The organism is Pseudomonas helvetica (assembly GCF_039908645.1).
In the GTDB taxonomy this organism is placed as follows: domain Bacteria; phylum Pseudomonadota; class Gammaproteobacteria; order Pseudomonadales; family Pseudomonadaceae; genus Aquipseudomonas; species Aquipseudomonas helvetica.
Window position 1 is genome coordinate 4,921,155 of record NZ_CP150917.1, and the last position, 22,482, is coordinate 4,943,636.

A 22,482-nucleotide genomic window follows, 5' to 3' on the forward strand; every position below is an offset into this window, starting at 1 on the left:
GAGCAAGGCTTGCCCGCGATGAGGCCCTCAGAATCACCGCCAATCAATCAGGCCAAAACGCCCGAATCCCCGCCACGCCCTGTGCACCCGCTTCCCAGGCTTTTTGCCGTTCGGCAGGCCCCACACCACCCAGTAGAAACACCGGTTTGCTGAACCCTGCAATCAACTGCGAGGCCTGCTCCCAGCCGAGTGGTGATGCATCTGGATGAGTCTGGGTCGGCTGAACCGGTGACAGGGTGACGAAGTCCACGCCCATCTGTTCCGCCAGGCTCAGCTCTTCAGCGTTGTGGCAGGACGCCGCCAACCAGCGCGAGGCTGGCACCGGACGCCCGGCACTGGCGTATTTGCGCAGTTGCGCAGCGGTGATGTGCCAACCGGCGGCCGGGAAATCTCCCAACCACTCAAACGGCCCCTTGAGCATCAGTTGCGCCTTACCGGCACACAAACCCACGGCATCCACCGCCAGATCGCGGTATTGCGGGTCATAGCCATTCGGAGCGCGCAACTGGATCAGCTTGATCCCGCCGGCGATGGCTTTCTGAATACCGCGCAGCAGGGCTGGCGTTTCCAGGCCTTCCGGGGTAATCAGGTAGTCGCCCGGCAGACGCGCAGCCGCCACGATCGGCTGGTTGGCGGCCGGGAACTCGTAGTCGCGCAGTTCACGCGCCGTCACCCATGCCAGAGGCTGGCCTTCGGCGCCATGCGGTTCGCCGGTAAACGCCGAGACCTCCCAGACATCCAGCAACACTTGCTTGTCTGGATAGTCATGCTGAACCTTGATCAATGGCCGAGCGGCACTGACCACGATGCCCAACTCTTCCTGCAGCTCGCGAGACAGCGCGGCTTGCACCGCTTCGCCGTCCTCGACCTTGCCGCCGGGAAACTCCCACAGGCCGCCCTGATGCTGGGTATCGGCGCGGCGAGCGATGAGGATCTTGCCGCTGGCATCACGGATAACAGCCGCTGCTACATGAACTCGTTTCACCGCACTATTTCCTCTAGACCGGCTTTCTGCCAGGCCTTGAAGGCTGGCCATTGGTAAATCGCTTCAACATAGGCCGCATCCACCGCCGGTAGCGCGACTTGATAAGTACGCAGGCGCACAGCTATGGGTGCGAAGAAAGCATCTGCCAGGCTTACGCGACCAAACAGGAACGGGCCGGGTTCGGTTGCGACCGCGCGGCATTCAGCCCACAACGCCAGCATCCGCTCGATCTCCACCTGCACTTCAGGCGGCATTGGCGACAACGGCGCATCGTGGCTCAGGTCAAACGGCATGTTGCTGCGCATGGCGAAGAAGCCGCTGTGCATCTGCGCACACGCCGAGCGGGCCTGGGCGCGGGCGGCAATATCCTTCGGCCAGAGGTTGGCGTTCGGGAAACGCTCGACCAGATACTCGGCGATGGCCAACGAGTCGGCAATGGTCCCGTGTTCGGTTTTCAGCAACGGGACTTTGGCGGTCGGTGAATGCTTGAGCAGGCGTTCACGGGTGTCCGGCTGGTTCAGTTTGATCAGTTCTTCGGTGTAGGTCGCGCCGGCCAGTTCCAGCGCCAAAGCGCCGCGCAGGGACCAGGAGGAATACAGTTTGTCGCCGATGATCAGGTGGTAGCTCATGTTCAGGCGCCTTTTGATGAGGGACAAGCGGGAGGCCTGCGGCCTCCATCGCGGGCAAGCCTTGCTCCTACAGAAGCATGACTTGCCCACCATGAATTACGTGCGGTATTCGGCGTTGATTTTCACGTATTCGTGGGACAGGTCGGTGGTCCAGATGGTTTCGCTGCAATCGCCGCGACCCAGTTCGATACGAATGGTGATTTCTTCGCGCTGCATTACAGCCGAGCCCTGGGCTTCGGTGTAAGTCGCGGCACGGGCACCGCGGCTGGCGATGCAGACTTCACCGAGGAACACGTCGATCTTGCTCACGTCCAGGTTCGGCACCCCGGCACGGCCAACGGCTGCCAGGATACGACCCCAGTTGGGATCGGAGGCAAACAGCGCGGTCTTGATCAATGGTGAATGCGCCACGGTGTAACCAACGTCCAGGCACTCCTGGTGATTGCCGCCGCCGTTGACTTCAACGGTGACGAACTTGGTCGCGCCTTCGCCGTCGCGAACGATGGCCTGGGCGACGTCCATGCACACTTCAAACACTGCCTGCTTCAGCGCCGCGAACAGTGGACCGCTGGCGGAGGTGATTTCCGGCAGCGCGGCTTTACCGGTGGCGATCAGCATGCAGCAGTCGTTGGTCGAGGTGTCGCCATCGATGGTGATGCGGTTGAACGACTTGTTGGCGCCGTCCAGCAGCAAGTTCTGCAACACCTCGCGGGAAACCTTGGCGTCGGTGGCGATGTAACCGAGCATGGTCGCCATGTTCGGGCGAATCATCCCGGCGCCTTTGCTGATACCGGTGACGGTGATGGTCACGCCTTCATGCTGGAACTGCCGGCTCGCACCCTTTGGCAGGGTATCGGTGGTCATGATCCCGGTGGCCGCAGCCTCCCAGTTGTTCTCCGACAAATCGTCGAGGGCAGCTTGCAGCGCGCCTTCGATCTTCTCGACCGGCAGCGGCTCACCGATCACGCCAGTGGAGTACGGCAGCACAAGGCTGGCGTCGACGCCGGTCAATTCAGCCAGCTTGGCGCAGGTGCGCTCGGCGGCAGCCAAACCAGGCTCACCGGTACCGGCGTTGGCATTGCCGGTGTTGGTCAACAAATAACGTACCGGGCCCTGTACACGTTGCTTGGCCAGAATCACCGGCGCAGCGCAAAAGGCGTTCAACGTGAACACACCGGCCACCGTGGAACCTTCGGCGCAGCGCATGACCACGACATCTTTGCGCCCGGGGCGCTTGATGCCGGCCGAAGCGATACCGAGTTCAAAACCGGCAACCGGGTGCAACGTTGGCAAAGGACCAAGACCAACAGCCATGAAAGCGCTCCTCTTAATGTAATGTCTGCACCGTCGTCGCCCTGTTCTTTTTAACCTGGCATCGGTGTTTTAAATGGTAAAACGCCGCGACGGCTGATGCCGGTCGCGGCGCGGGTATTTCAATGTCTGGCAGAAATCTTAGTTGATCTGGCCGTGACAGTGTTTGAACTTCTTGCCCGAACCGCAGTAGCACAGCTCATTGCGGCCCAGCTTCTGCTCGTTGCGCACCGGAGCGGCAGCGAGCGCCACATCGACCTCTTCACCCAACAATTCCGGTTGCTCGAGGCCTGGGGCTTCGTCGTGCTGGAATTGCATGCGTGCGGCCAATGCCTCGGCTTCCTGACGCAGGCGCGCTTCTTCTTCGACCGGATCTTCGCGGCGAACCTGAACGTGCGACAGCACACGGATCGAGTCGCGCTTGATCGAGTCCAGCAGTTCGGAGAACAGCGTGAACGACTCGCGCTTGTATTCCTGCTTCGGGTTCTTCTGCGCATAGCCACGCAAGTGGATGCCGTGACGCAAGTGGTCCATGGTCGACAGGTGGTCTTTCCACAGGTCGTCCAGAACGCGCAGCACGATTTGCTTCTCGAAGGTGCGCAGCGCTTCGGCGCTCGCCTGCTCTTCTTTCTCGTTGTACGCCGCCAGCAGCTCGTGCATCAGCTTCTCGCGCAGGGTTTCTTCGTACAGATGATCGTCTTCGTCGAGCCATTGCTGGATCGGCAGTGTCACGCCGAAGTCGCTTTGCAGGGCAGCTTCCAGACCGGCAACGTCCCACTGCTCTGGCAACGATTGCGGCGGAATGTGCGCGCTGACCGTTGCGTTGAGCACGTCCTGACGGAAGTCGGCAATGGTTTCGCCGATGTTGTCCGCGGCCAGCAACGTGTTACGCATGTGATAGATCACTTTACGCTGTTCGTTGTTGACGTCGTCGAACTCGAGCAGTTGCTTGCGAATGTCGAAGTTACGGCCTTCAACCTTGCGCTGAGCCTTTTCGATGGCGTTGGTCACCATGCGGTGCTCGATCGCTTCGCCAGGCTGCATGCCCAGGGCCTTCATGAAGTTCTTCACCCGGTCAGAGGCAAAGATGCGCATCAGGCTGTCTTCCAGCGACAGGTAGAAACGGCTGGAACCGGCGTCACCCTGACGACCGGCACGACCACGCAGCTGGTTGTCGATACGGCGCGATTCGTGACGCTCGGAGGCGATCACCTGCAAACCGCCCGACTCGAGCACTTGCTGGTGACGCTTCTGCCAGTCGGCCTTGATCTGGGCGATCTGCTCAGGCGTCGGATCCTCAAGGGAGGCGACTTCCACTTCCCAGTTACCGCCCAACAGGATGTCGGTACCACGACCGGCCATGTTGGTGGCGATGGTGAGTGCACCCGGACGACCGGCCTGAGCGATGATTTCAGCTTCTTTTTCGTGGAACTTGGCGTTCAGAACCTTGTGTTCGATGCCTTCCTTCACGAGCAGGCTGGACATGTGCTCGGACGTTTCGATGGTCGCGGTGCCCACCAGTACCGGCCGGCCCTGAGCCATGCTTTCCTTGATGTCGGCAACGATGGCCGCGTACTTCTCGTCCGCGGTGAGGAACACCAGGTCGTTGTAGTCCTTACGTGCCAGCGGTTTGTTCGGTGGAATGACCATCACCGCCAGACCGTAGATCTGGTGGAATTCGAACGCTTCGGTGTCCGCCGTACCGGTCATGCCGGACAGCTTGCTGTAAAGACGGAAGTAGTTCTGGAACGTGGTCGACGCCAGGGTCTGGCTTTCGGCCTGGATGTTCAGGTTTTCCTTGGCTTCGATGGCCTGGTGCAGGCCTTCGGACAAACGGCGACCCGGCATGGTACGACCGGTGTGTTCGTCGACCAGTACGACCTGACCGTCCTGGACAATGTATTCAACGTTGCGGTGGAACAGTTTGTGCGCGCGCAGACCGGCATAAACGTGGGTCAGCAGGCCCAGGTTGTGCGCCGAGTACAGGCTCTCGCCTTCAGCCAGCAGGCCGATACCGGTCAGCACTTCTTCGATGTACTGGTGACCGGCTTCGTTGAGCTCGACCTGACGGGTCTTCTCGTCGACGGTGTAGTGACCGGCCTGGGTCACTTCGCCTTCGACTTCCTCGACGTGCAGCTTCAACTGCGGGATCAGCTTGTTGACCTCGATGTACAGCTTGGAGCTGTCCTCGGCCTGACCGGAAATGATCAGCGGGGTACGGGCTTCGTCGATGAGGATCGAGTCGACTTCGTCGATCACGGCAAAATTGAGTTCACGCTGGAATTTTTCTTCCATGCTGAACGCCATGTTGTCGCGCAGGTAGTCGAAACCGAATTCGTTGTTGGTGCCGTAGGTGATGTCGGCGGCGTAGGCAGCACGCTTCTCTTCCGGCGGCTGGAACGGCGTCACCACGCCGACGCTCAGGCCGAGGAATTCGTAGAGCGGACGCATCCAGTTGGCGTCACGACGAGCCAGGTAGTCGTTCACGGTAACAACGTGCACGCCCTTGCCGGACAGCGCGTTCAGGTAAACCGCCAGTGTCGCCACCAGGGTCTTGCCTTCACCGGTACGCATTTCGGCAATCATGCCTTCGTGCAAGGTCATGCCGCCAATCAACTGAACGTCGAAGTGGCGCATACCCATAACCCGCTTGCCGGCTTCACGGGCAACCGCAAAGGCTTCAGGCAGCAGTTTGTCGAGGCTTTCACCTTTGGCGATGCGGGCCTTGAACTCATCAGTCTTGGCGCGCAGCTGATCGTCCGAAAGGGCCACCATTTGCTCTTCGAAGGCATTGACGATCTGTACCGTCTTGAGCATGCGTTTGACTTCACGCTCGTTCTTGCTTCCAAAAAGTTTCTTTAACAAAGGCGCAAACATATCGGCAGGATCTTCCACACAAAGGGATGGAGGGCGGCCCCGTGAGTCGCCCGTGCAGCCCTCATGGCCGCATGCGAACGAGCATTCTACCCGGAAACGATGGTGAGGAAAGTGGCGTTGTTCCACGATGCATGCACAGCGCTGTTACGGGGCTCACTTAAAATAAGGGCATTTTGCTGAACTTCAAGCCATTCACGCCAGAAGTTACTCGTTGATTTAATGAGTAAAGCGCTCACAAAGCAATGGCTCAGGCGCATCAAGTGCTTTCTGCTACCATGGCGGCTCTGTTACTTCAGGTGTCTGATCATGGCATTTCGCCCTCTTACGGCCAGAGCACCCGCCGTTCTGCTTCGCGAAGCCAAACCGTTAAAAGCCATTTTCGGCCACGCACAACGCCTGGGTCATTTACAGCGTTTGCTGGAAAGCCAGCTGCAGCCGGCCGCCCGTGAACATTGTCATGTGGCGTCGTGGCGCGAGGGCAGCCTGTTGCTGATCGTCACCGACGGTCATTGGGCAACCCGTCTGCGCTATCAGCAGAAGCGTCTGCAACGGCAATTACAGATGTTCGACGAGTTCGCCAGCCTGACGCGAATCCTGTTCAAGGTACAACCACCGACCGTGCAACAAGGCGCCGTCGGCCACACCATGGATCTGTCGAGCGATGCGGCGGCGACCATTCAGGCCACCGCCGACGGCATCAGCGATCCGAAATTGCGCGCAGCGCTGGAACGCCTGGCGGCGCACGCCAAACCCAAGACCTAGAAGCAAGATCAAAAGATCGTCCGAATGCGGCCCGAACCTGCGGCCGCTCCTACACCATTGCATGCAAGCGGCGGCAGGCTGCGATCTTTCGCATTTTAGCGGCGCGATTGGCCGCCTGTCGCGTCGCCGATTTCAAGCCCCTAAGTTTTAGTCCTGCGCAGCCGATAGATACAAGCAAGAGACCAGACAGAGAATCAGGTCCGATAATTCCCGAAGGACAGACGGAAATATCAGCTTATGTGCGACAGCGCCTGGTTTGCGCGCTTTTCAAAGCAACACGCCCCAACAATAAGACATTAGCGGACACCCCAAGCCATGAACAAAAACCTGCGCTTCAGCCACAAAATCCTGCTTGCAGCCGCGCTCATCGTCATTGCCGCCTTCGCTTCGTTCACGCTGTACAACGACTATTTACAGCGCAACGCGATTCGCCAGGACCTGGACAATTACCTGCATGAGATGGGCGATGTCACGTCCTCCAATATCCAGTCCTGGCTCGCCGGGCGGATTCTCATGGTGGAAAACCTGGCCCAGAACATCGCCCTCAACCCCGAACAAGGCAACGTTGCCAACCTGCTTGAGCAGAATGCCCTGGCGTCGACCTTCATGGCCCGGTACCTGGGCGATGCCAGCGGTACGTTCATCAACCGCCCCGATTCCAAGATGCCGGACGGCTACGACCCACGCGTTCGTCCCTGGTACAAAGGCGCGGTAAACAGCAATGGCTCGACGCTCACTGAACCGTATATCGATGCGGCGACCGGCCAGACCATCATCTCCATCGCCACCGCCTCGAAAAAAGCCGGGCAAAGCGTGGGAGTGGTCGGCGGTGACCTGAGCCTGCAAACCCTGATCGACACCCTGACCGCGCGTGACTTTGGCGGCATGGGCTACGCCTTCCTGGTCAGCGCCGACGGCAAGATCCTGGTTCACCCGGATAAAACCATGGTGATGAAGTCCCTCAGCGAGGCTTACCCGACGAACACCCCGCGTATCGGTGGCGGCATCAGTGAAGTCGAGGTCAATGGCAAAACCCGTATCGTCACCTTCACCCCGATCAAAGGCCTGCCATCGGTCAACTGGTACGTCGGTCTGTCGGTGGACAAAGACAAAGCCTTCTCGATGCTCAGCAGCTTCCGCACCTCGGCGATCATTGCCACGATCATTGCCGTGGCAATCATCATCGCCTTGCTCGGCATGCTGATCCGTATCCTGATCCAGCCGCTGCACGTCATGACCCGCGCGATGCAGGACATTGCCGACGGTGAAGGCGACCTGACCCGCCGCCTGACCATCCAGAGCCAGGACGAGTTCGGCATCCTCGGCAGCGCGTTCAACCGCTTCGTCGAGCGGATCCACGGTTCGATCCGCGAAGTGTCGTCGGCGACCGAGCACGTCAACGAAGTCGCTCTGCGAGTGGTCAGCGCATCGAACTCGTCGATGCTCAACTCCGACGAACAATCGAGCCGGACCAACAGTGTGGCGGCCGCGATCAATCAGCTGGGCGCTGCAGCTCAGGAAATCGCCCGTAATGCGGCGCAAGCCTCGCACCAGGCCAGCGATGCGCGCAGCCTGGCCGAAGACGGCCAGCAAGTGGTCGACCGCAGCATTGCGGCGATGAATCAGCTGTCGAGCATGCTCAGCGCCTCCAGCACCAACATCGAGTCGCTGAACAGCAAGACCGTGAACATCGGGCAGATTCTCGAAGTGATCACCAGCATCTCCCAACAAACCAACCTGCTGGCCCTCAACGCGGCGATTGAAGCGGCGCGGGCCGGTGAGGCTGGGCGTGGTTTTGCGGTGGTCGCCGATGAAGTGCGTAACCTGGCGCACCGCACCCAGGAGTCGGCGCAGCAAGTGCAGACCATGATCGAGGAGCTGCAAGTCGGCGCCCGCGAGTCGGTCAGCACCATGAGCGACAGCCAGCGTCACAGCCAGGACAGCGTAGAGATCGCCAACCTCGCCGGTGAGCGCCTGAACAGCGTGACCTTGCGCATCGGCGAGATCGACGGCATGAACCAGTCGGTGGCCACCGCCACCGAAGAGCAAACCGCCGTGGTCGAGTCGATCAACGTCGACATCAATGAAATCAACACGCTGAATCAGGAAGGCGTGGAAAACCTGCAATCGACACTGCGCGCCTGTTCCGACCTGGAGCAGCAAGCGGCGCGGTTGAAGCAGTTGGTCGGCAGTTTCAGAATCTGACGCGCCCTTGAAGGCCCCATCGCGAGCAGCCGGGCGACGTTCCGTCTGCTCGCGATAGCGGCCTGTCAGCCACCACAACACTTCACTGACACCCCGCCACACATCCCCATCCGAACATCTATTCTTCATAAGGGTCATCCCTAAGGAGAACAATGGATAGAACGGAGGGTTATCGTGCATATCGCTGACATCACCATGTTCTACGCACCGGCCAGCGGTGGCGTGCGGACTTATCTGGATGCCAAGCACCGCCGCCTGGGCCGTAAGCCGGGGATTCGTCACAGCTTGCTGGTCCCAGGAGCACGGCGGAGCGAGCAGGACGGTGTCTACACGGTGCCCGCCCCGGCCCTGCCCTTCGGCAAAGGCTATCGCTTCCCGCTGCGACTGACGCCCTGGCGCAATGCCCTGCACGACCTGCAACCGGACCTGATAGAAGTCGGCGATCCTTACCTGACAGCTTGGGCAGCGCTGGATGCGCGGCGTGAACTGGATGTTCCAGTGATTGGCTTCTATCACTCCGACTTACCGCTTTTGGCGAGCAACCGTGTGGGCAACTGGGTCACGCCGAATGTCGAAGCGTATATCCGCAAGCTGTACGGCAACTTTGACCGGGTGCTGACGCCGAGCCAGATCATGGCCGACAAGCTCATGGGGCTTGGGGTCAAAAACGTTTACGTCCAACCCTTGGGCGTGGACCTGCAAACCTTCAATCCAGACGCCCGTGACCCGGATCTGCGGGCGAAGCTGAAGATCGCCGAAGACATTCGACTGCTGATATTCGCCGGGCGAGGTTCCAAGGAGAAAAACATTCCCGTCCTGCTCAATTGCATGAAGCGTCTGGGAAACCGTTATCACCTGCTGCTGGTCGGTACCTCGGTGTCGGCACAGGTACCGGATAACGTCACGCTGATCGATGAGTTCTGCCCTGCACCACAGGTGGCCCGGCTGATGGCCAGCGCCGATGCCTTGCTGCATGCAGGCGATCAGGAAACCTTTGGCCTGGTCGTTCTCGAAGCCATGGCCTGTGGCATTCCGGTGGTTGCCGTGGCAGCGGGTGCCTTCAACGAAATCATCAATGAGCACTGCGGCATACTCTGCGCCCCCAATAATCCAGTGGCGATGGCCAACGCTGTGCGCGAACTGTTTGCACAACATAACGATCTCGGTCGATCCGCCCGCCGCCATGTCGAACAGCATTACGCCTGGGATTCAGTGGTCAACAGCCTGCTGGGTCACTATTACGCAGTCCTCGGCGCCCCTTTGCCGCGGCTGAGCAATGGCTGACGCCATGAACACGCCCAGCCTGCTTCTGGTACTGCACGACGTCACCCCGCAAAGCTGGGCCGACTATCAGCCGTTTGTCGAAGCGGTGGACGCGCTCGGTGAAGTGCCGATGACCTGGCTGGTCGTTCCCGACTTTCACAAACACCACCACCTCGATAGCCATCCGGTTTTTCGGAGCGTGCTGACCCGCCGCATCGAGCTCGGCGACGAACTGGCACTTCACGGTTACTACCATTGCGATGACAGCCCGCTAACGGCGCACCCCCGTGACTGGTTCATGCGCCGGGTCTACACCCACGAAGGCGAGTTCTACAGTCTTTCGCAACCGGCTGCGCTGGCCCGCCTGCTCGCCGGGATCGAATTGTTCAGCCGTTACCACTGGCCACTGGAGGGGTTTGTTGCACCGGCCTGGCTGATGAGCGAAGGCACGCGTCAAGCCCTGCGCCAGTTACCGCTGAGCTACACCAGTGATTCGCAGCACCTGTATCGCCTGCCGGATTTCTCCCGGGTCAACGCCCCAGGCTTGGTCTGGAGCGCGCGCAGTACCTGGCGTCGTGGCGTGTCGAAAATTATCAGCGCTCAACGCGAACTGCGCTGGCAGCACGCCCCGGTGATTCGCCTGGGCGTACACCCGGTGGACCTGCGCCATGAGTTCTCCCGCACTTACTGGCTGCAGACCCTCGAACGCTTGCTCAATAACGGCCGAGTACCAATGACCAAGGCTCGGTGGCTGCGCACGCAAAGCGCTCAGGTCGGTCGCGCCGCATGAGTCGCGTCCTGTGGCTGGTCGCCGCCCTGCTCTGCGCGGTGCTGATCCCGCTATTGCTCGGTGCCAATGAACTATGGCCACGACTGCAGCACTTCCCGCCGACATTGTTGCTGGCGATGCCGGGCATGATCCTGCTCTGCTGGTTCACCAACTCAATACGCTTGCGCTTGTTGCTGGGTGAACAGCGCAGCCGGATAGGCCGCCTGAAATGCCTTGGGGTGGTGATGTCCACCGAGTTCGCGATTTGCGCGACCCCGGGCGGCGGCGGTGGACCGCTGACACTGATGGCCCTGCTGGCGCGCAATGGTGTGCGCCCAGCCCATGGCAGTGCGGTGTTCGCCATGGATCAGTTGAGCGATTTGCTGTTCTTTCTCTGCGCGCTGATCGCCATCGTGGTGTATGCACTGTTTCAGCACTTGAGTCAGAACCTGGAGTGGATGTTGACACTCAGCGCCATTTCGATGGTCGGCGGCCTGTTCAGTTGCGGGGTGGTGGCACGCTACCATCGCCTGCTGATTCGCCTCAGCGGTCGCGTGCTCAAGCACTTCAAGCTCAACGCTGCCACCCGGCGCCGTTGGGCACGCAAGCTGCTGCACTTTCTTGCGGCCTTCACGGAAACACTCAAGTTGCCTGCGCGCACACTGATCAGCGTATTTGCGTTGACTTGCGTGCACTGGTTACTGCGCTACAGCGTGTTGTATCTGGCCTTGCGGGGGCTGGGCACGGATCTTCAGTGGGCCTGGAGCTTTTTGATCCAGATGCTCTCACTCAGCGCCGGGCAGTTCAGCCTGTTACCGGGCGGTGCCGGCGCGGCGGAATTGACGTCGGCAGCGCTGTTGGCGCCCATGGTAGGGAAATCGACGGCGGCGGCCGCGATTCTGATCTGGCGCGCGGTGACCTATTACTTCTACTTGCTGGCCGGCGCACCGGTGTTTCTGGTGATGGCCGGTAAACCACTGCTGAACAAGCTGATGAAGATCAAACAGGCTTAGGGGGAGCACCCGTCAGTTAAGCCAGTACGCAATCCGTAGCAGCTGTCGAGCCCGCGAGGCGGCGTTCGGCTGCGCAGCAGTCGTAAAATCAGGCACCATGTTTTTTCAGGTTAACCGTGGCGTCAGGATTTACGACTGCTGCGCCCGAACGCGAACCGAGCCGAACGCAGGCTTCGCCAGCTGCTACAGGTTATGTGTTGTGCTCGGAATCTTTTCAGGGCTCGCAGTTTCATCGTCAGCGACTGGCTTCAACTGCTCCCACAATTGCGCAGCGCCGGGAAACTCCGTGCCGTCTTCAGGGCTCAGCTCATCCGGGTCGTACCGACTCAGACAGCCCTCGCCCAATGTCGCGGGGGCTTTGGATGTTGCCTTATCCAGCGGATCAGCCATCTCCCCTACCTCACTCCGAAAAAAAGGGCCTGAAGCGATTGAACGCTCAGGCCCTGTTTTTTTCAATCAGCACTCGGCAATCAGAACACTACGGTTTTATTGCCATGCACCAGCACGCGGTCTTCCAGGTGATAGCGCAGCCCGCGGGCCAGCACCATCTTCTCGACGTCACGGCCGAAACGCACCATGTCTTCAATACTGTCGCTGTGGCTGACACGCACCACGTCCTGCTCGATGATCGGACCGGCGTCCAGCTCTTCGGTCACGTAGTGGCAGGTCGCGCCAATCAGCTTCACGCCACGCATCGACGCCTGGTGGTACGGCTTGGCACCGACGAACGATGGCAGGAAGCTGTGGTGAATGTTGATCACCTTGTGGGCGTACTCGGTGCACAGTTCCGGCGGCAGGATTTGCATGTAACGCGCCAGCACCACCACTTCGGCGTCGTGCTGTTTGACCAGGCGCGAAACGTCGGCAAAGGCCGGCTCTTTGTTCTGCGGGTCCACCGGCACATGGTAATAAGGAATGCCATGCCACTCGACCATGCTGCGCAGGTCGTCATGGTTGGAAATCACGCAGGAGATTTCGCAGTCCAGCTCGTCGCTGTGCCAGCGGTGCAGCAAGTCGGCCAGGCAGTGGGATTCGCGGCTGGCCATCAATACCACGCGTTTTTTCTGCGCGGTGTCGGTGATGCGCCAGTCCATCGAGAACTCTTCGGCGATCGGTGCAAAGGCCTCACGAAACGCCTCAAGGCCGAACGGCAGCGAATCGGCACGAATTTCGTGACGCATGAAGAACCAGCCACTGAGCGTGTCCGAGTGATGGCTCGCTTCAGTGATCCAGCCATTGTGTGACGCCAGAAAGTTACTGACTTTAGCAACGATACCGACGCGGTCCGGGCAAGCAATCACTAGCCGAAAAGTGCGCATGGGGGGGGAACTCCAGAACTTCGCAAAGGCCGCTATTCTAGCGATTGCGCAGCAAAACTGCAGTATTCCTGACACCAGGCCCGGTAATGCACGGCCTCGCCCTACCGATTGGCGGCCTCTGAACGCTCAACAATGTTCTATTGGCGAAATACGCAAGCGGGCTTTTGTGAGTATCTGTGATGAAACCCTGACAAGTTTTAACAGCGGCATGAGGCTTTTTTCACTGAGCACTCTAATTAAATTAAATAAAAGCCGGCTTAAATGTTTACTTGATGAAACACCCTGACTATTATTGCGCCACTGTACCCTGTCATCCAGCGCCCAACATAAGGTAGTCCTCATGTCCTTGATCAACGAATACCGTGCCACCGAAGAAGCTATCAAAGAGCTGCAAGCCCGTTTGAAGAACCTGTCCCAAGACGACAAACTGCAAACCGAGCTGGAATTCGAAGGCAAACTGCGCACCCTGATGGGCGAATACTCCAAGTCCCTGCGCGACATCATCGCCCTGCTGGATCCAGAGTCCAAAGTTAAAGCGCCACGCGGTGCTGTAAAAACTACCGGCACCAAGCGCGCTCGCAAGGTTAAACAATACAAAAACCCGCACAACGGCGAAGTCATCGAAACCAAAGGTGGCAACCACAAGACTCTGAAAGAGTGGAAAGCCAAGTGGGGCGGTGACGTGGTTGAAGGCTGGGCTACCCTGCTGGGCTAAGCCGCAACCCGCTTCGCAGGTTCATTTGCGAGCACCCAAAAACGCCAGCGTCCGCTGGCGTTTTTTTATGCCCCGCCTTCAGGTATTTGTACAGCTTGTTTCAAAGCTCCAAACGCTTGCGTAATGAGTCGACATACTCGCGCCACTCGTCCAGTACCTGTTGCTGAATCGCTGTAGCACTAAGCGAGCATTGCGCCATTGCCTCATTAAACCCCTGCAAGGTATTCGGCGCGCCCCATCCGGCGTCTGACAAACGTTGCTGACAGAATAATCTCCAGCGCTCGTGCTCCTCGTGACTCAAGGTCTCGGGAAAGTTACGCGCACGATAACGAAATAATAATTCCGGCAAACGTTCATCATCGAACGGCCATTGCTCTTGCGCTAATTGCATCGGGTCCGCATGTCGGACTTGTTCGCATAAACGCCGGTCCCGATCGCCAATGAAGCCGTCGTATAACTGTTGTTCAGGGTCCTCGATTGGCGTGAAATCCTCGCGGGCATAAATGGCCAGAACTTTATCTCGCCATACTTCCTGTGCGTCACTTAGACGCAGTGCGCGCGCTTCATACTGCGCCATGTCCAGTTGCAATCGTTGCCGGTCTTCGGCGCGCAACACCGACAACGGTGCCACCACCGGGCAACGGTTGATGTGAATCAGTTTGAGCGGCACCGGTAATTCGCCTTCGGCCAGATCTTCGCGGCGAGTATACAAACGCTGACGCAAGGTCTCGGCGTCTTGGTCGAGTAGCCCCTGCGGGTCGAGATGCAGGTCGCAGACAATCAGTGCATTGCGATTGCGCGGGTGCCAGGCCAACGGCAAGACCACCCCTACATAGCTGCGGGCTGCCGAGAAACGCCCGGAGATATGCACCATCGGTTGCAACAGCCGGATCTGATCCATGACCTTCTGCTTGCTGCGCAGCTTGAACAGCCAGTCGTAGAGTTTTGGCTGCTTGTCACGGATCAACCGCGCCAGGGCAATCGTCGCGCGCACATCGGACAACGCATCGTGAGCCTGGCCATGGTCGAGGCCATTGGCGGCGGTCAGGCGTTCGAGTTTCAACGTGACGCGATCATCTTCTTCAGGCCAGACGATACCGTCCGGGCGCAACGCGTACGCCGCGCGCACCACGTCGATCAGATCCCAGCGACTGTTGCCGCCCTGCCACTCCCGCGCATACGGATCAAAGAAATTCCGGTACAGGCTGTAACGGGTCATTTCATCATCGAAGCGCAAGGTGTTGTAACCGGCACCACAGGTTCCGGGGGCCGCAAGTTGCGCATGTACCCGGGTCATGAAGTCGGCTTCACTCAGGCCTTGCTCGGCCAGGCGGCCGGGGGTGATGCCGGTAATCACGCACGCCGCCGGGTGCGGCAGGATGTCGTCGCTCGGCTGGCAGTAGAGATTGACCGGATCGTCGATCTCGTTGAGGTCAAGGTCGGTGCGAATCCCGGCCATTTGCAGCGGACGGTCGCAGCGCGGTGAGATGCCGGTGGTTTCGTAGTCGTACCAGAAGATGGAGGTCACGGGGCGTTCCTGAACTTGAGACGGGCAAAGTCTAGGCGCTCAAGCGCGGCGCCGACCAGCAATCTTGCTATTCAAGCATTTCTGGTTGATACCTTGTCATACATAGTTATGTCGTTAGCACGACGAAGGCTGCTAGCATCGAATCGTTATTGAATCCCAACCATCAGGTTGATCATGCGCAAGACTTCAGCATCGCCAAGGAAAGCAACGCTGCCCCCGCCACTGGACACGCGGCATCAGGTTGAAACGCCGGAAGGCATCGATCTGCCGCTGCGACCTGCCGGGTTGATGCCCCGTGTACTGGCGTTTGCCATCGACCTGGGGGTGCGCGGGCTGGTGCTGGGCTTGCTGTTTATTGTCCTGGCCTTGCTGGGGAGCGTCGGCATCGGGCTGGGCTCGGTGCTGCTGTTTCTGGTCAGTTGGTGGTACATGGTGCTGTTCGAGGTCCTCAATCAGGGCCGCTCGCCGGGTAAACAGCTGATGGGGTTGCGCGTCGTACATGACGATGGAACGCCCGTTGGCTGGCCGGCCTCGCTGATCCGCAACCTGCTGCGGTTCGTCGACATGCTGCCGTTCGGCTACAGCCTCGGCGCCATCAGTTGCCTGCAGCATCCGACCTTCAAACGGCTGGGCGATATTGCAGCCGGCACACTGGTGATCTACCGCGAACAGGCGGTCACCCGACCACAGATTCCGCAAGCCCTGGCACTGCACCCGCCCTTTGCGCTGAACCTCAATGAGCAACGCGCGGTGCTGGGTTTCGCCGAGCGTCAGACGGAGCTCTCCAGTGAACGGGTCAATGAGCTGGCGGCCATCCTTGCCGAGCCGCTCCATGTCTCACCGCCCCACGCAGTCGCCAAACTCAATGGCATCGCCCGCAGTTTGCTGGGGCCGGCATGAAGCAGAGCCTTTTCGAAAATCGCCATCGAGTCGAATGGGATCAATTTGCCCAGCGGCTCGATCTGCTTGAACGCGGCAAAGCCAATGCCCTCGATGGCACCTCGTTCCCCAAGGATTACCGACGGCTGTGCCAGCACCTCGCGCTGGCACAGGAGCGCGGCTACAGCAGCTACTTGATCGACCCCTTGCAACAGCTGGTACTGCGCGGGCACCAACAGCTTTACCGGCATCGCGGTCGGGTCGGCGCCCATCTGCTGGCCTTTGTCCTCGCCGGCTTTCCTCGACTGGTCCGTGAGCAATGGCCTTTCGTGCTGGTCTCAAGCCTGTTGTTTTTCGGCTCGCTGGCGGGCATCGGTGTGCTGGTGTACCTGTACCCCGAGCTGGTTTATAGCCTGGTCCCGGCCGGACAGGTGTCCGAGATGCAAAGCATGTACGACCCGGCAGCCGGTCACTTGGGGCGCTTGGGTGAACGCGCTGCCAGCGACGACTGGGTCATGTTCGGTTACTACATCATGCACAACATCGGCATCGCCTTTCAGACCTATGCCAGCGGATTGCTGTTTGGCCTGGGCAGCGCGTTTTTCCTGTTCTTCAACGGTTTGATGATCGGTGCGGTTGCCGGTCACCTGACGCACATCGGCTACGGGGAAAACTTCTGGTCATTCGTCATCGGCCATGGCGCCTTCGAACTCAGCGCCATCGCCCTGGCCGGTGCGGCTGGCCTGCAACTGGGCTGGGCGCTGATCGCCCCCGGGCGCTTGCCACGCGGTGAAGCCCTGCGCCGTGCGGCTCATAAAAGCGTGTTGATGATCTGCGGCGTCATGCTGTTTCTACTGCTTGCTGCGTTTATCGAGGCCTATTGGTCATCCCGCGCCGGACTTGCACCGCCGATCAAATACCTGGTGGGCGGCGCCCTCTGGGTGGTGATGGCGATTTACCTGATATTTGCCGGACGTACACGCCATGCGCCTGAGTGACGCCAGCGTGGTCATCCGCCCTCGCACCACTTGGGAAGCCATGGACCTCGGGGTTCTGCTGAACCAGCAACATCGCCGCCTGCTGATGACCAGTTGGGCAATCGTCACGCTGCCGGTGTTTGCCCTGCTGAGCCTGTTGCTGTGGGACTCGCCCTCAATGGCCGTGCTGCTGTTCTGGTGGTTGAAACCGGCGTTCGAACGATTGCCGCTGTACATCCTCTCGAGCGCCCTGTTCGGCGAAACCCCGACCTTGAGACAGGCGCTGCGCCAATGGCCGCGACTGCTCAAACCGCAGTTGCTGGCCAGCCTGACATGGCGGCGCTTTGGCCTGAGTCGCAGCTTCATCATGCCGGTCGTGCAACTTGAAGAACTCAACGGTCTGGCACGCCAGCAGCGCCTGGCCGTGCTGCAACAACGCGATCGCGGCGCAGCACGCTGGCTGACGCTGATTGGCGCGCATCTGGAAGCCGCCTTGTGGATCGGCCTGATGGTGCTGTTCTATTTTTTGCTGCCAGCGCAAATCGAACTGAACTGGAACTGGCAAACGCTGATCGCTACCCCTGAGCAGGACTGGCTCTGGCTGGACCATCTGATCAATGCGCTTTACGCGCTGATCCTGATCATCTGGGAACCGATCTATGTCGCCTGCGGTTTCAGCTTGTACCTGAACCGTCGTACCCGACTCGAAGCCTGGGATATCGAACTGGTGTTTCGCCGCCTGCGCCAGCGCCTGAGCAGCGTCGCCGCCTGCCTGCTGATGCTCGGGCTACTGTGGTTGCCCGCCACGCAGCCACTCTGGGCCGCCGAACCCGCCAACGCCCCCGACAGCCCGCGCCTGCTCCAGCAACCGCTGACCAGCCAGGCCGCCAGTAACAGCATCAAGGCCATACTCGACACGCCACCGTTCAAGAATCCGCAGACCGTCACCCACTATCGCTTTGGTAAAGAAACGCCCGATCAACCTGCCGAGCCGCAAACACCGGGTTGGCTCAAAGCGTTTTTCGCACTGCTCGACAGCCAGCGCTTCGCCGGTCTGGCGCAGGTCATCGAGGTGCTGCTGTGGGCGAGTGTCATCGGCGCCATCGCGTTGCTGATCTGGCGTTACCGCGACTGGCTACGGACCTTTGTCAGCCGCCGTCCAAAACTGCGCCAAACGCCCGCACACCCGGCGCCGGCCCAACTGTTCGGCCTTGATCTCGATCGGGAAACCCTGCCGGACGATATCGCCGCCTGCGTCGAAAACCTCTGGTCGACCCAGCCCCGCGAAGCCCTCGGCTTGCTCTATCGGGCCTTGCTCAGCCGTTTGCTGCACGACTTCAACCTCCCGCTGAAAAGCGCCGACACCGAGGGCCAGGTGCTGGAACGGGTCCAACAGCTACAAGAACCGGCTCTGCATACCTTCAGCAGCACGTTGACAGTCCACTGGCAGAACATGGCCTATGGGCATCGCTTGCCACCGGCACACCTGCAACAGGAACTGTGTGACGGCTGGCGGGCGTTGTTCGGCCCGGGAGCTTCGCGTTGAATCGGCGCCTGATCCCTGGCCTGCTGATTGCCGGGCTGCTCGCGGCATTGGCGGTTTATCTGTACCAGCAGGCCACGCCCTATCAGGAAGTCATCGACCACGGTCCGTCCCCCGAAGCCCGAGCCAACCCGTACCTGGCGGCCGAACACTTTTTGCGTCAACAAGGGCTGACCGTGACTCACGCCAACAGCCTCGACATCCTGCAGTTTCTGGAACCGCATCAACAGAGCCTGTTACTGCTCGGTGATCGCGCCAACATGACCCCGCGCCAGGCCGATCAGCTGCTGAACTGGACGCGTGCGGGTGGACGTCTGCTGTTTGTGGCCGAAGCCCTGTGGAATGAAAAAACCGGCAAGAGCGGCGACCTGCTGCTCGACCGGGTGCAACTGCATCAATCCATGAGCAAGGATCTTGGCAACCCACCACCCGATGCCGAAGCAGACCCTTACCCGAACCTGACCAAACTCTATCTCGAAGACGAAGACGCTCCGGCCTACGCCAGTTTCGATCCGCAGTTCCATCTCGAAGACCCGAAAGACCTCGCGCAGTCCTGGGCCAACAGCGCGCTGGCCACTCACATGATGCAACTCGGTTATGGCCTGGGTTCCATCACGGTGATCACCGACGCCGAATTGTGGAAGAACCCGAACATCGGCCAATACGACAATGCCTGGCTGCTCTGGTACCTGTATTCGGACACCGGCGTGACCCTGCTCTTCAATATCGATCACGACAACCTGCCGACCTTGCTGCTGCGTTATTTCCCGCAGGCACTGGTGGCGCTCGTCGCGTTGATCGGCCTGTGGATCTGGCATGTCGGGTTACGTCAGGGCCCCGCGCAGGCACCGGCACCCAAAGCCCGTCGGCAACTTCAGGAGCATTTGCGTGCCAGTGCAGACTTCATGCTGCGGCGCAACGGTCAGCACAGCCTGCTGCTGGCTCTGCAACACGATGTGCTGCGCCGCGCCCGACACCGTCACCCAGGCTTCGAACAACTCGGCGTTGCCGAACAATGGCAGGTGCTCGCGCGCCTGACCGGCCAACCGACCCGCGCCATCAGCCAGGCACTCAGCCCACGGCCCGAACAGCGGCTCTCCAGCGCTGAGTTCAGCCGTCAGGTCGCCCACCTGCAAACCCTCAGGAATGCCTTATGAATGACTCCACCGAACCTGCCGGCCTGACCCATGCCGCCCAACAACGCCAGCGCGCCAGTCAACTGGCGCAAGCGGTGCGCCTTGAATTGCAAAAGGCCGTCATCGGCCAGGACACGGTGATTGACGATGTACTCAGCGCACTGATCGCCGGTGGCCATGTGCTGCTCGAAGGCGTTCCGGGGTTGGGCAAGACCCTGCTGGTACGCGCCCTAGCCCGCTGCTTCGGTGGCGAGTTTGCGCGCATTCAGTTCACCCCGGACCTGATGCCCAGCGACGTCACCGGGCACGCGGTGTACGACCTGCAAACCGAGCAGTTCAAACTGCGCAAAGGCCCGCTGTTCACCAACCTGCTGCTGGCCGACGAAATCAACCGCGCACCGGCGAAAACCCAGGCTGCGCTGCTCGAAGCCATGCAGGAACGCCAGGTCACCCTTGAAGGCCGCGCCCTGCCCATCGCGCAACCGTTCATGGTGCTGGCGACGCAAAACCCCATCGAACAGGAAGGTACTTATCCGCTGCCCGAAGCGGAGCTCGACCGTTTCATGCTCAAGGTGCGCATGGACTACCCGGATGCTGCTCAGGAGCTGAACATGGTCCGTCAGGTCAGCCGCTCGACCCGCGCCGACATGCTCGATGTGCAACCGCTGCGTACCGTCCTGCAAGCCAAGGATGTACTGGCCTTGCAGCGAATCGCCAGCGACCTGCCACTGGATGAACAGGTGCTAGACTATGCCGTGCGCCTGGCGCGCACCACCCGCAACTGGCCCGGCCTGACCCTCGGTGCCGGCCCACGGGCAACGATTGCCCTGGTGCGGGTCGCACGGGCACGGGCGCTGCTGCGCGGTGGCGAGTTCGTGATTCCGGATGACATCAAAGGCTGCGCGCTGGCCGTGTTGCGCCATCGCGTGCGCATCGCCCCGGAGCTGGACATCGAAGGTCTGGAGGTCGACCAGGTGCTCAGGCAACTGCTCGATCAGGTTCCGGCGCCAAGGATATGAGTATCGCGATCTTGCTGTCACCGCCCCCTGTGGCGAGGGAGCTTGCTCCCGCTCGAGCGCGAAGCGGTCGCAATCAAGCTGATACGCAATACCTGAAAAAAACCGCGGCAGGTTTCAGGACTGCTGCGCAGTCCAGCGGGAGCAAGCTCCCTCGCCACAATTCGTATGCCTTTCAAACAGGTGGGTGACCCTATGACCAGGAGCCCCATGCCATGAAACCCACTCGCCTCTTGCTGATCTGGCTGGCCGCCCTGCTGGGCCTGAGCATCGTGCTCGGCACTTGCAGGGCCTTGGGCTTCAGCGTTGCACCGAGCCTGCTGTCGATCAACTGGGGTTTGCTGCTGGCGCTTGTATTGCTGGCGCTGCTCGATGCCGTCCGGCTGCTGCGCCTGCCGTCACCCGGCGTGCACCGTCAGATGCCCGGTAGCCTCGCGCTCGGGCGCTGGAGTGACGTCCATGTGGAGATTGCGCACGACTATTCGCAACCACTGAACGTGCAACTGTACGATCACGTCCCCGACGGCCTGAGCTTCGAACACCTGCCACAATCGGTCGAACTGCAACCCGGCCAGCACAGCCTGATCAGTTATCGCCTGCGCCCTCTGCGGCGTGGCCATTTCAGCTTCGAGCGCTGCGAAATCAACCTGCCCAGCCCCTTCGGTTTATGGTCCGCCCGGCGCTACCTGAACGTCACCGACAGCACCCGCGTCTACCCGGATTTCGCCCGTCTGTACGGTGCGCAATTGCTGGCCGTCGACAACTGGCTGAGCCAGCTCGGTGTGCGCCAGCGCCAGCGTCGCGGGCTGGGCCTGGAGTTTCATCAACTGCGTGAGTTTCGCGAAGGCGACAGCCTGCGCCAAATCGACTGGAAAGCCACCGCCCGCCAACGCACACCGATTGCCCGTGAGTACCAGGACGAGCGCGACCAGCAAATCATCTTCCTGCTCGACTGCGGCCGCCACATGCGCAGCCTGGACGGTGAACTGGCGCATTTCGACCATGCGCTCAATGCCTGCCTGCTGCTCAGCTACGTGGCGTTACGTCAGGGCGATGCCGTGGGTCTTTGCACCTTCGCGGGCGATCAACCACGCTACCTCGCCCCGGTCAAAGGTACCGGCCAACTCAATGTGTTGCTCAACACCGTCTACGACCTGGACAGCAGCCAACGCCCGGCCGACTACCAGGCTGCCGCCAGCCAATTGCTGGCCCGTCAAAAACGTCGGGCGCTGGTGGTGCTGATCACCAACCTGCGCGATGAAGACGATGACGAATTGCTCAGCACGGTCAAACGCATCGGCCGCCAACATCGGGTGTTAGTGGCGAGTTTGCGCGAAGGAATACTCGATCAGGTACGGCAGTCACCCGTGCAAACCCTGGATGAAGCCCTGGCTTACTGCGGCACGGTGGATTATTTGAATGCCCGGGCCGAACTCCATGAACGGTTGAGCGCTCATGGAGTGCCGGTGCTGGATGTGCGGCCCAGTGAACTGGGCGCGGAGTTGGTGACGCGGTATTTGAGCTGGAAAAAAGCCGGGGCTCTTTGAACCCCAAT

19 protein-coding genes are annotated in these 22,482 nt (G+C 60.4%); 12 read left to right on the top strand and 7 right to left on the bottom strand.

Going from position 1 to position 22,482, the window contains the following annotated elements:
• Positions 1-43 precede the first annotated feature (43 nt).
• From AABM55_RS22915 to secA, 4 genes are all read right to left on the bottom strand, one after another.
• Positions 44-985: a Nudix family hydrolase gene (locus AABM55_RS22915; RefSeq protein WP_019693274.1), complete on the bottom strand. Its 942-nt coding sequence runs from the start codon at positions 983-985 to the stop codon at positions 44-46.
• Positions 982-1,614 (bottom strand): glutathione S-transferase family protein, encoded by a 633-nt coding sequence (locus tag AABM55_RS22920; RefSeq protein ID WP_103315020.1) that lies wholly within the window; start codon positions 1,612-1,614, stop codon positions 982-984. Before AABM55_RS22920 ends, AABM55_RS22915 begins: the two co-directional genes overlap by 4 nt.
• A 96-nt stretch (positions 1,615-1,710) precedes the next feature.
• Positions 1,711-2,928, bottom strand: a complete 1,218-nt coding sequence (gene argJ, locus AABM55_RS22925) for a bifunctional glutamate N-acetyltransferase/amino-acid acetyltransferase ArgJ (protein WP_054593724.1) — start codon at positions 2,926-2,928, stop codon at positions 1,711-1,713.
• 138 nt (positions 2,929-3,066) lie between these two features.
• Positions 3,067-5,802 (bottom strand): preprotein translocase subunit SecA, encoded by a 2,736-nt coding sequence (gene secA, locus AABM55_RS22930; RefSeq protein ID WP_103315021.1) that lies wholly within the window; start codon positions 5,800-5,802, stop codon positions 3,067-3,069.
• A gap of 306 nt (positions 5,803-6,108) precedes the next feature.
• Here secA and AABM55_RS22935 point away from each other — a divergent pair, with 306 nt between their 5' ends.
• From AABM55_RS22935 to AABM55_RS22955, 5 genes are all read left to right on the top strand, one after another.
• Positions 6,109-6,564: a DUF721 domain-containing protein gene (locus tag AABM55_RS22935; RefSeq protein ID WP_103315022.1), complete on the top strand. Its 456-nt coding sequence runs from the start codon at positions 6,109-6,111 to the stop codon at positions 6,562-6,564.
• Positions 6,565-6,879: 315 nt separating this feature from the next.
• A complete protein-coding gene (locus AABM55_RS22940; protein ID WP_347927836.1) occupies positions 6,880-8,769 on the top strand; it encodes a methyl-accepting chemotaxis protein in 1,890 nt (629 codons plus the stop codon).
• A 195-nt stretch (positions 8,770-8,964) separates the two neighbouring features.
• On the top strand, positions 8,965-10,053 hold the full coding sequence (locus tag AABM55_RS22945; RefSeq protein WP_347930081.1) for a glycosyltransferase family 1 protein: 1,089 nt from the start codon (positions 8,965-8,967) through the stop codon (positions 10,051-10,053).
• Complete coding sequence (locus AABM55_RS22950) at positions 10,046-10,822, top strand: polysaccharide deacetylase family protein (protein WP_347927837.1); 777 nt, start codon at positions 10,046-10,048, stop codon at positions 10,820-10,822. The genes AABM55_RS22945 and AABM55_RS22950 overlap by 8 nt, the downstream gene beginning before the upstream one ends.
• Positions 10,819-11,814 carry a lysylphosphatidylglycerol synthase transmembrane domain-containing protein gene (locus tag AABM55_RS22955; RefSeq protein ID WP_347927838.1) on the top strand — a complete coding sequence of 332 codons (996 nt, stop codon included), beginning with the start codon at positions 10,819-10,821 and terminating at the stop codon, positions 11,812-11,814. Before AABM55_RS22950 ends, AABM55_RS22955 begins: the two co-directional genes overlap by 4 nt.
• A 183-nt stretch (positions 11,815-11,997) precedes the next feature.
• On the opposite strand, the gene AABM55_RS22960 is transcribed toward AABM55_RS22955, so the two are convergent.
• Both AABM55_RS22960 and purU read right to left on the bottom strand, forming a co-directional pair.
• Positions 11,998-12,204, bottom strand: a complete 207-nt coding sequence (locus AABM55_RS22960; protein WP_054593731.1) for a hypothetical protein — start codon at positions 12,202-12,204, stop codon at positions 11,998-12,000.
• 80 nt (positions 12,205-12,284) lie between these two features.
• Entirely contained in the window at positions 12,285-13,133 is an 849-nt protein-coding gene (gene purU / locus AABM55_RS22965; RefSeq protein ID WP_103315028.1) for a formyltetrahydrofolate deformylase, read from the bottom strand.
• A 340-nt stretch (positions 13,134-13,473) separates the two neighbouring features.
• On the opposite strand from purU, the gene mvaT reads away from it, so the two are divergent.
• Positions 13,474-13,848 carry a histone-like nucleoid-structuring protein MvaT gene (gene mvaT, locus AABM55_RS22970; protein ID WP_005790963.1) on the top strand — a complete coding sequence of 125 codons (375 nt, stop codon included), beginning with the start codon at positions 13,474-13,476 and terminating at the stop codon, positions 13,846-13,848.
• Between the two features lie 100 nt (positions 13,849-13,948).
• On the opposite strand, the gene sbcB is transcribed toward mvaT, so the two are convergent.
• Complete coding sequence (sbcB, locus tag AABM55_RS22975) at positions 13,949-15,376, bottom strand: exodeoxyribonuclease I (protein WP_347927839.1); 1,428 nt, start codon at positions 15,374-15,376, stop codon at positions 13,949-13,951.
• 174 nt (positions 15,377-15,550) lie between these two features.
• Between sbcB and AABM55_RS22980 the strand changes: the two genes are divergently transcribed.
• From AABM55_RS22980 to AABM55_RS23005, 6 genes are all read left to right on the top strand, one after another.
• Positions 15,551-16,276, top strand: coding sequence for an RDD family protein (locus AABM55_RS22980; RefSeq protein WP_347927840.1), 726 nt, complete (start codon positions 15,551-15,553; stop codon positions 16,274-16,276).
• Positions 16,273-17,253 carry a stage II sporulation protein M gene (locus tag AABM55_RS22985; protein WP_347927841.1) on the top strand — a complete coding sequence of 327 codons (981 nt, stop codon included), beginning with the start codon at positions 16,273-16,275 and terminating at the stop codon, positions 17,251-17,253. Before AABM55_RS22980 ends, AABM55_RS22985 begins: the two co-directional genes overlap by 4 nt.
• On the top strand, positions 17,240-18,778 hold the full coding sequence (locus AABM55_RS22990) for a DUF4129 domain-containing protein (protein WP_347927842.1): 1,539 nt from the start codon (positions 17,240-17,242) through the stop codon (positions 18,776-18,778). The genes AABM55_RS22985 and AABM55_RS22990 overlap by 14 nt, the downstream gene beginning before the upstream one ends.
• Positions 18,775-19,932 (top strand): DUF4350 domain-containing protein, encoded by a 1,158-nt coding sequence (locus tag AABM55_RS22995; protein WP_347927843.1) that lies wholly within the window; start codon positions 18,775-18,777, stop codon positions 19,930-19,932. Before AABM55_RS22990 ends, AABM55_RS22995 begins: the two co-directional genes overlap by 4 nt.
• Positions 19,929-20,930, top strand: a complete 1,002-nt coding sequence (locus AABM55_RS23000; RefSeq protein ID WP_347927844.1) for a MoxR family ATPase — start codon at positions 19,929-19,931, stop codon at positions 20,928-20,930. Before AABM55_RS22995 ends, AABM55_RS23000 begins: the two co-directional genes overlap by 4 nt.
• Positions 20,931-21,142: 212 nt before the next feature.
• Positions 21,143-22,474 carry a DUF58 domain-containing protein gene (locus AABM55_RS23005; RefSeq protein ID WP_347927845.1) on the top strand — a complete coding sequence of 444 codons (1,332 nt, stop codon included), beginning with the start codon at positions 21,143-21,145 and terminating at the stop codon, positions 22,472-22,474.
• Positions 22,475-22,482: the final 8 nt, after the last annotated feature.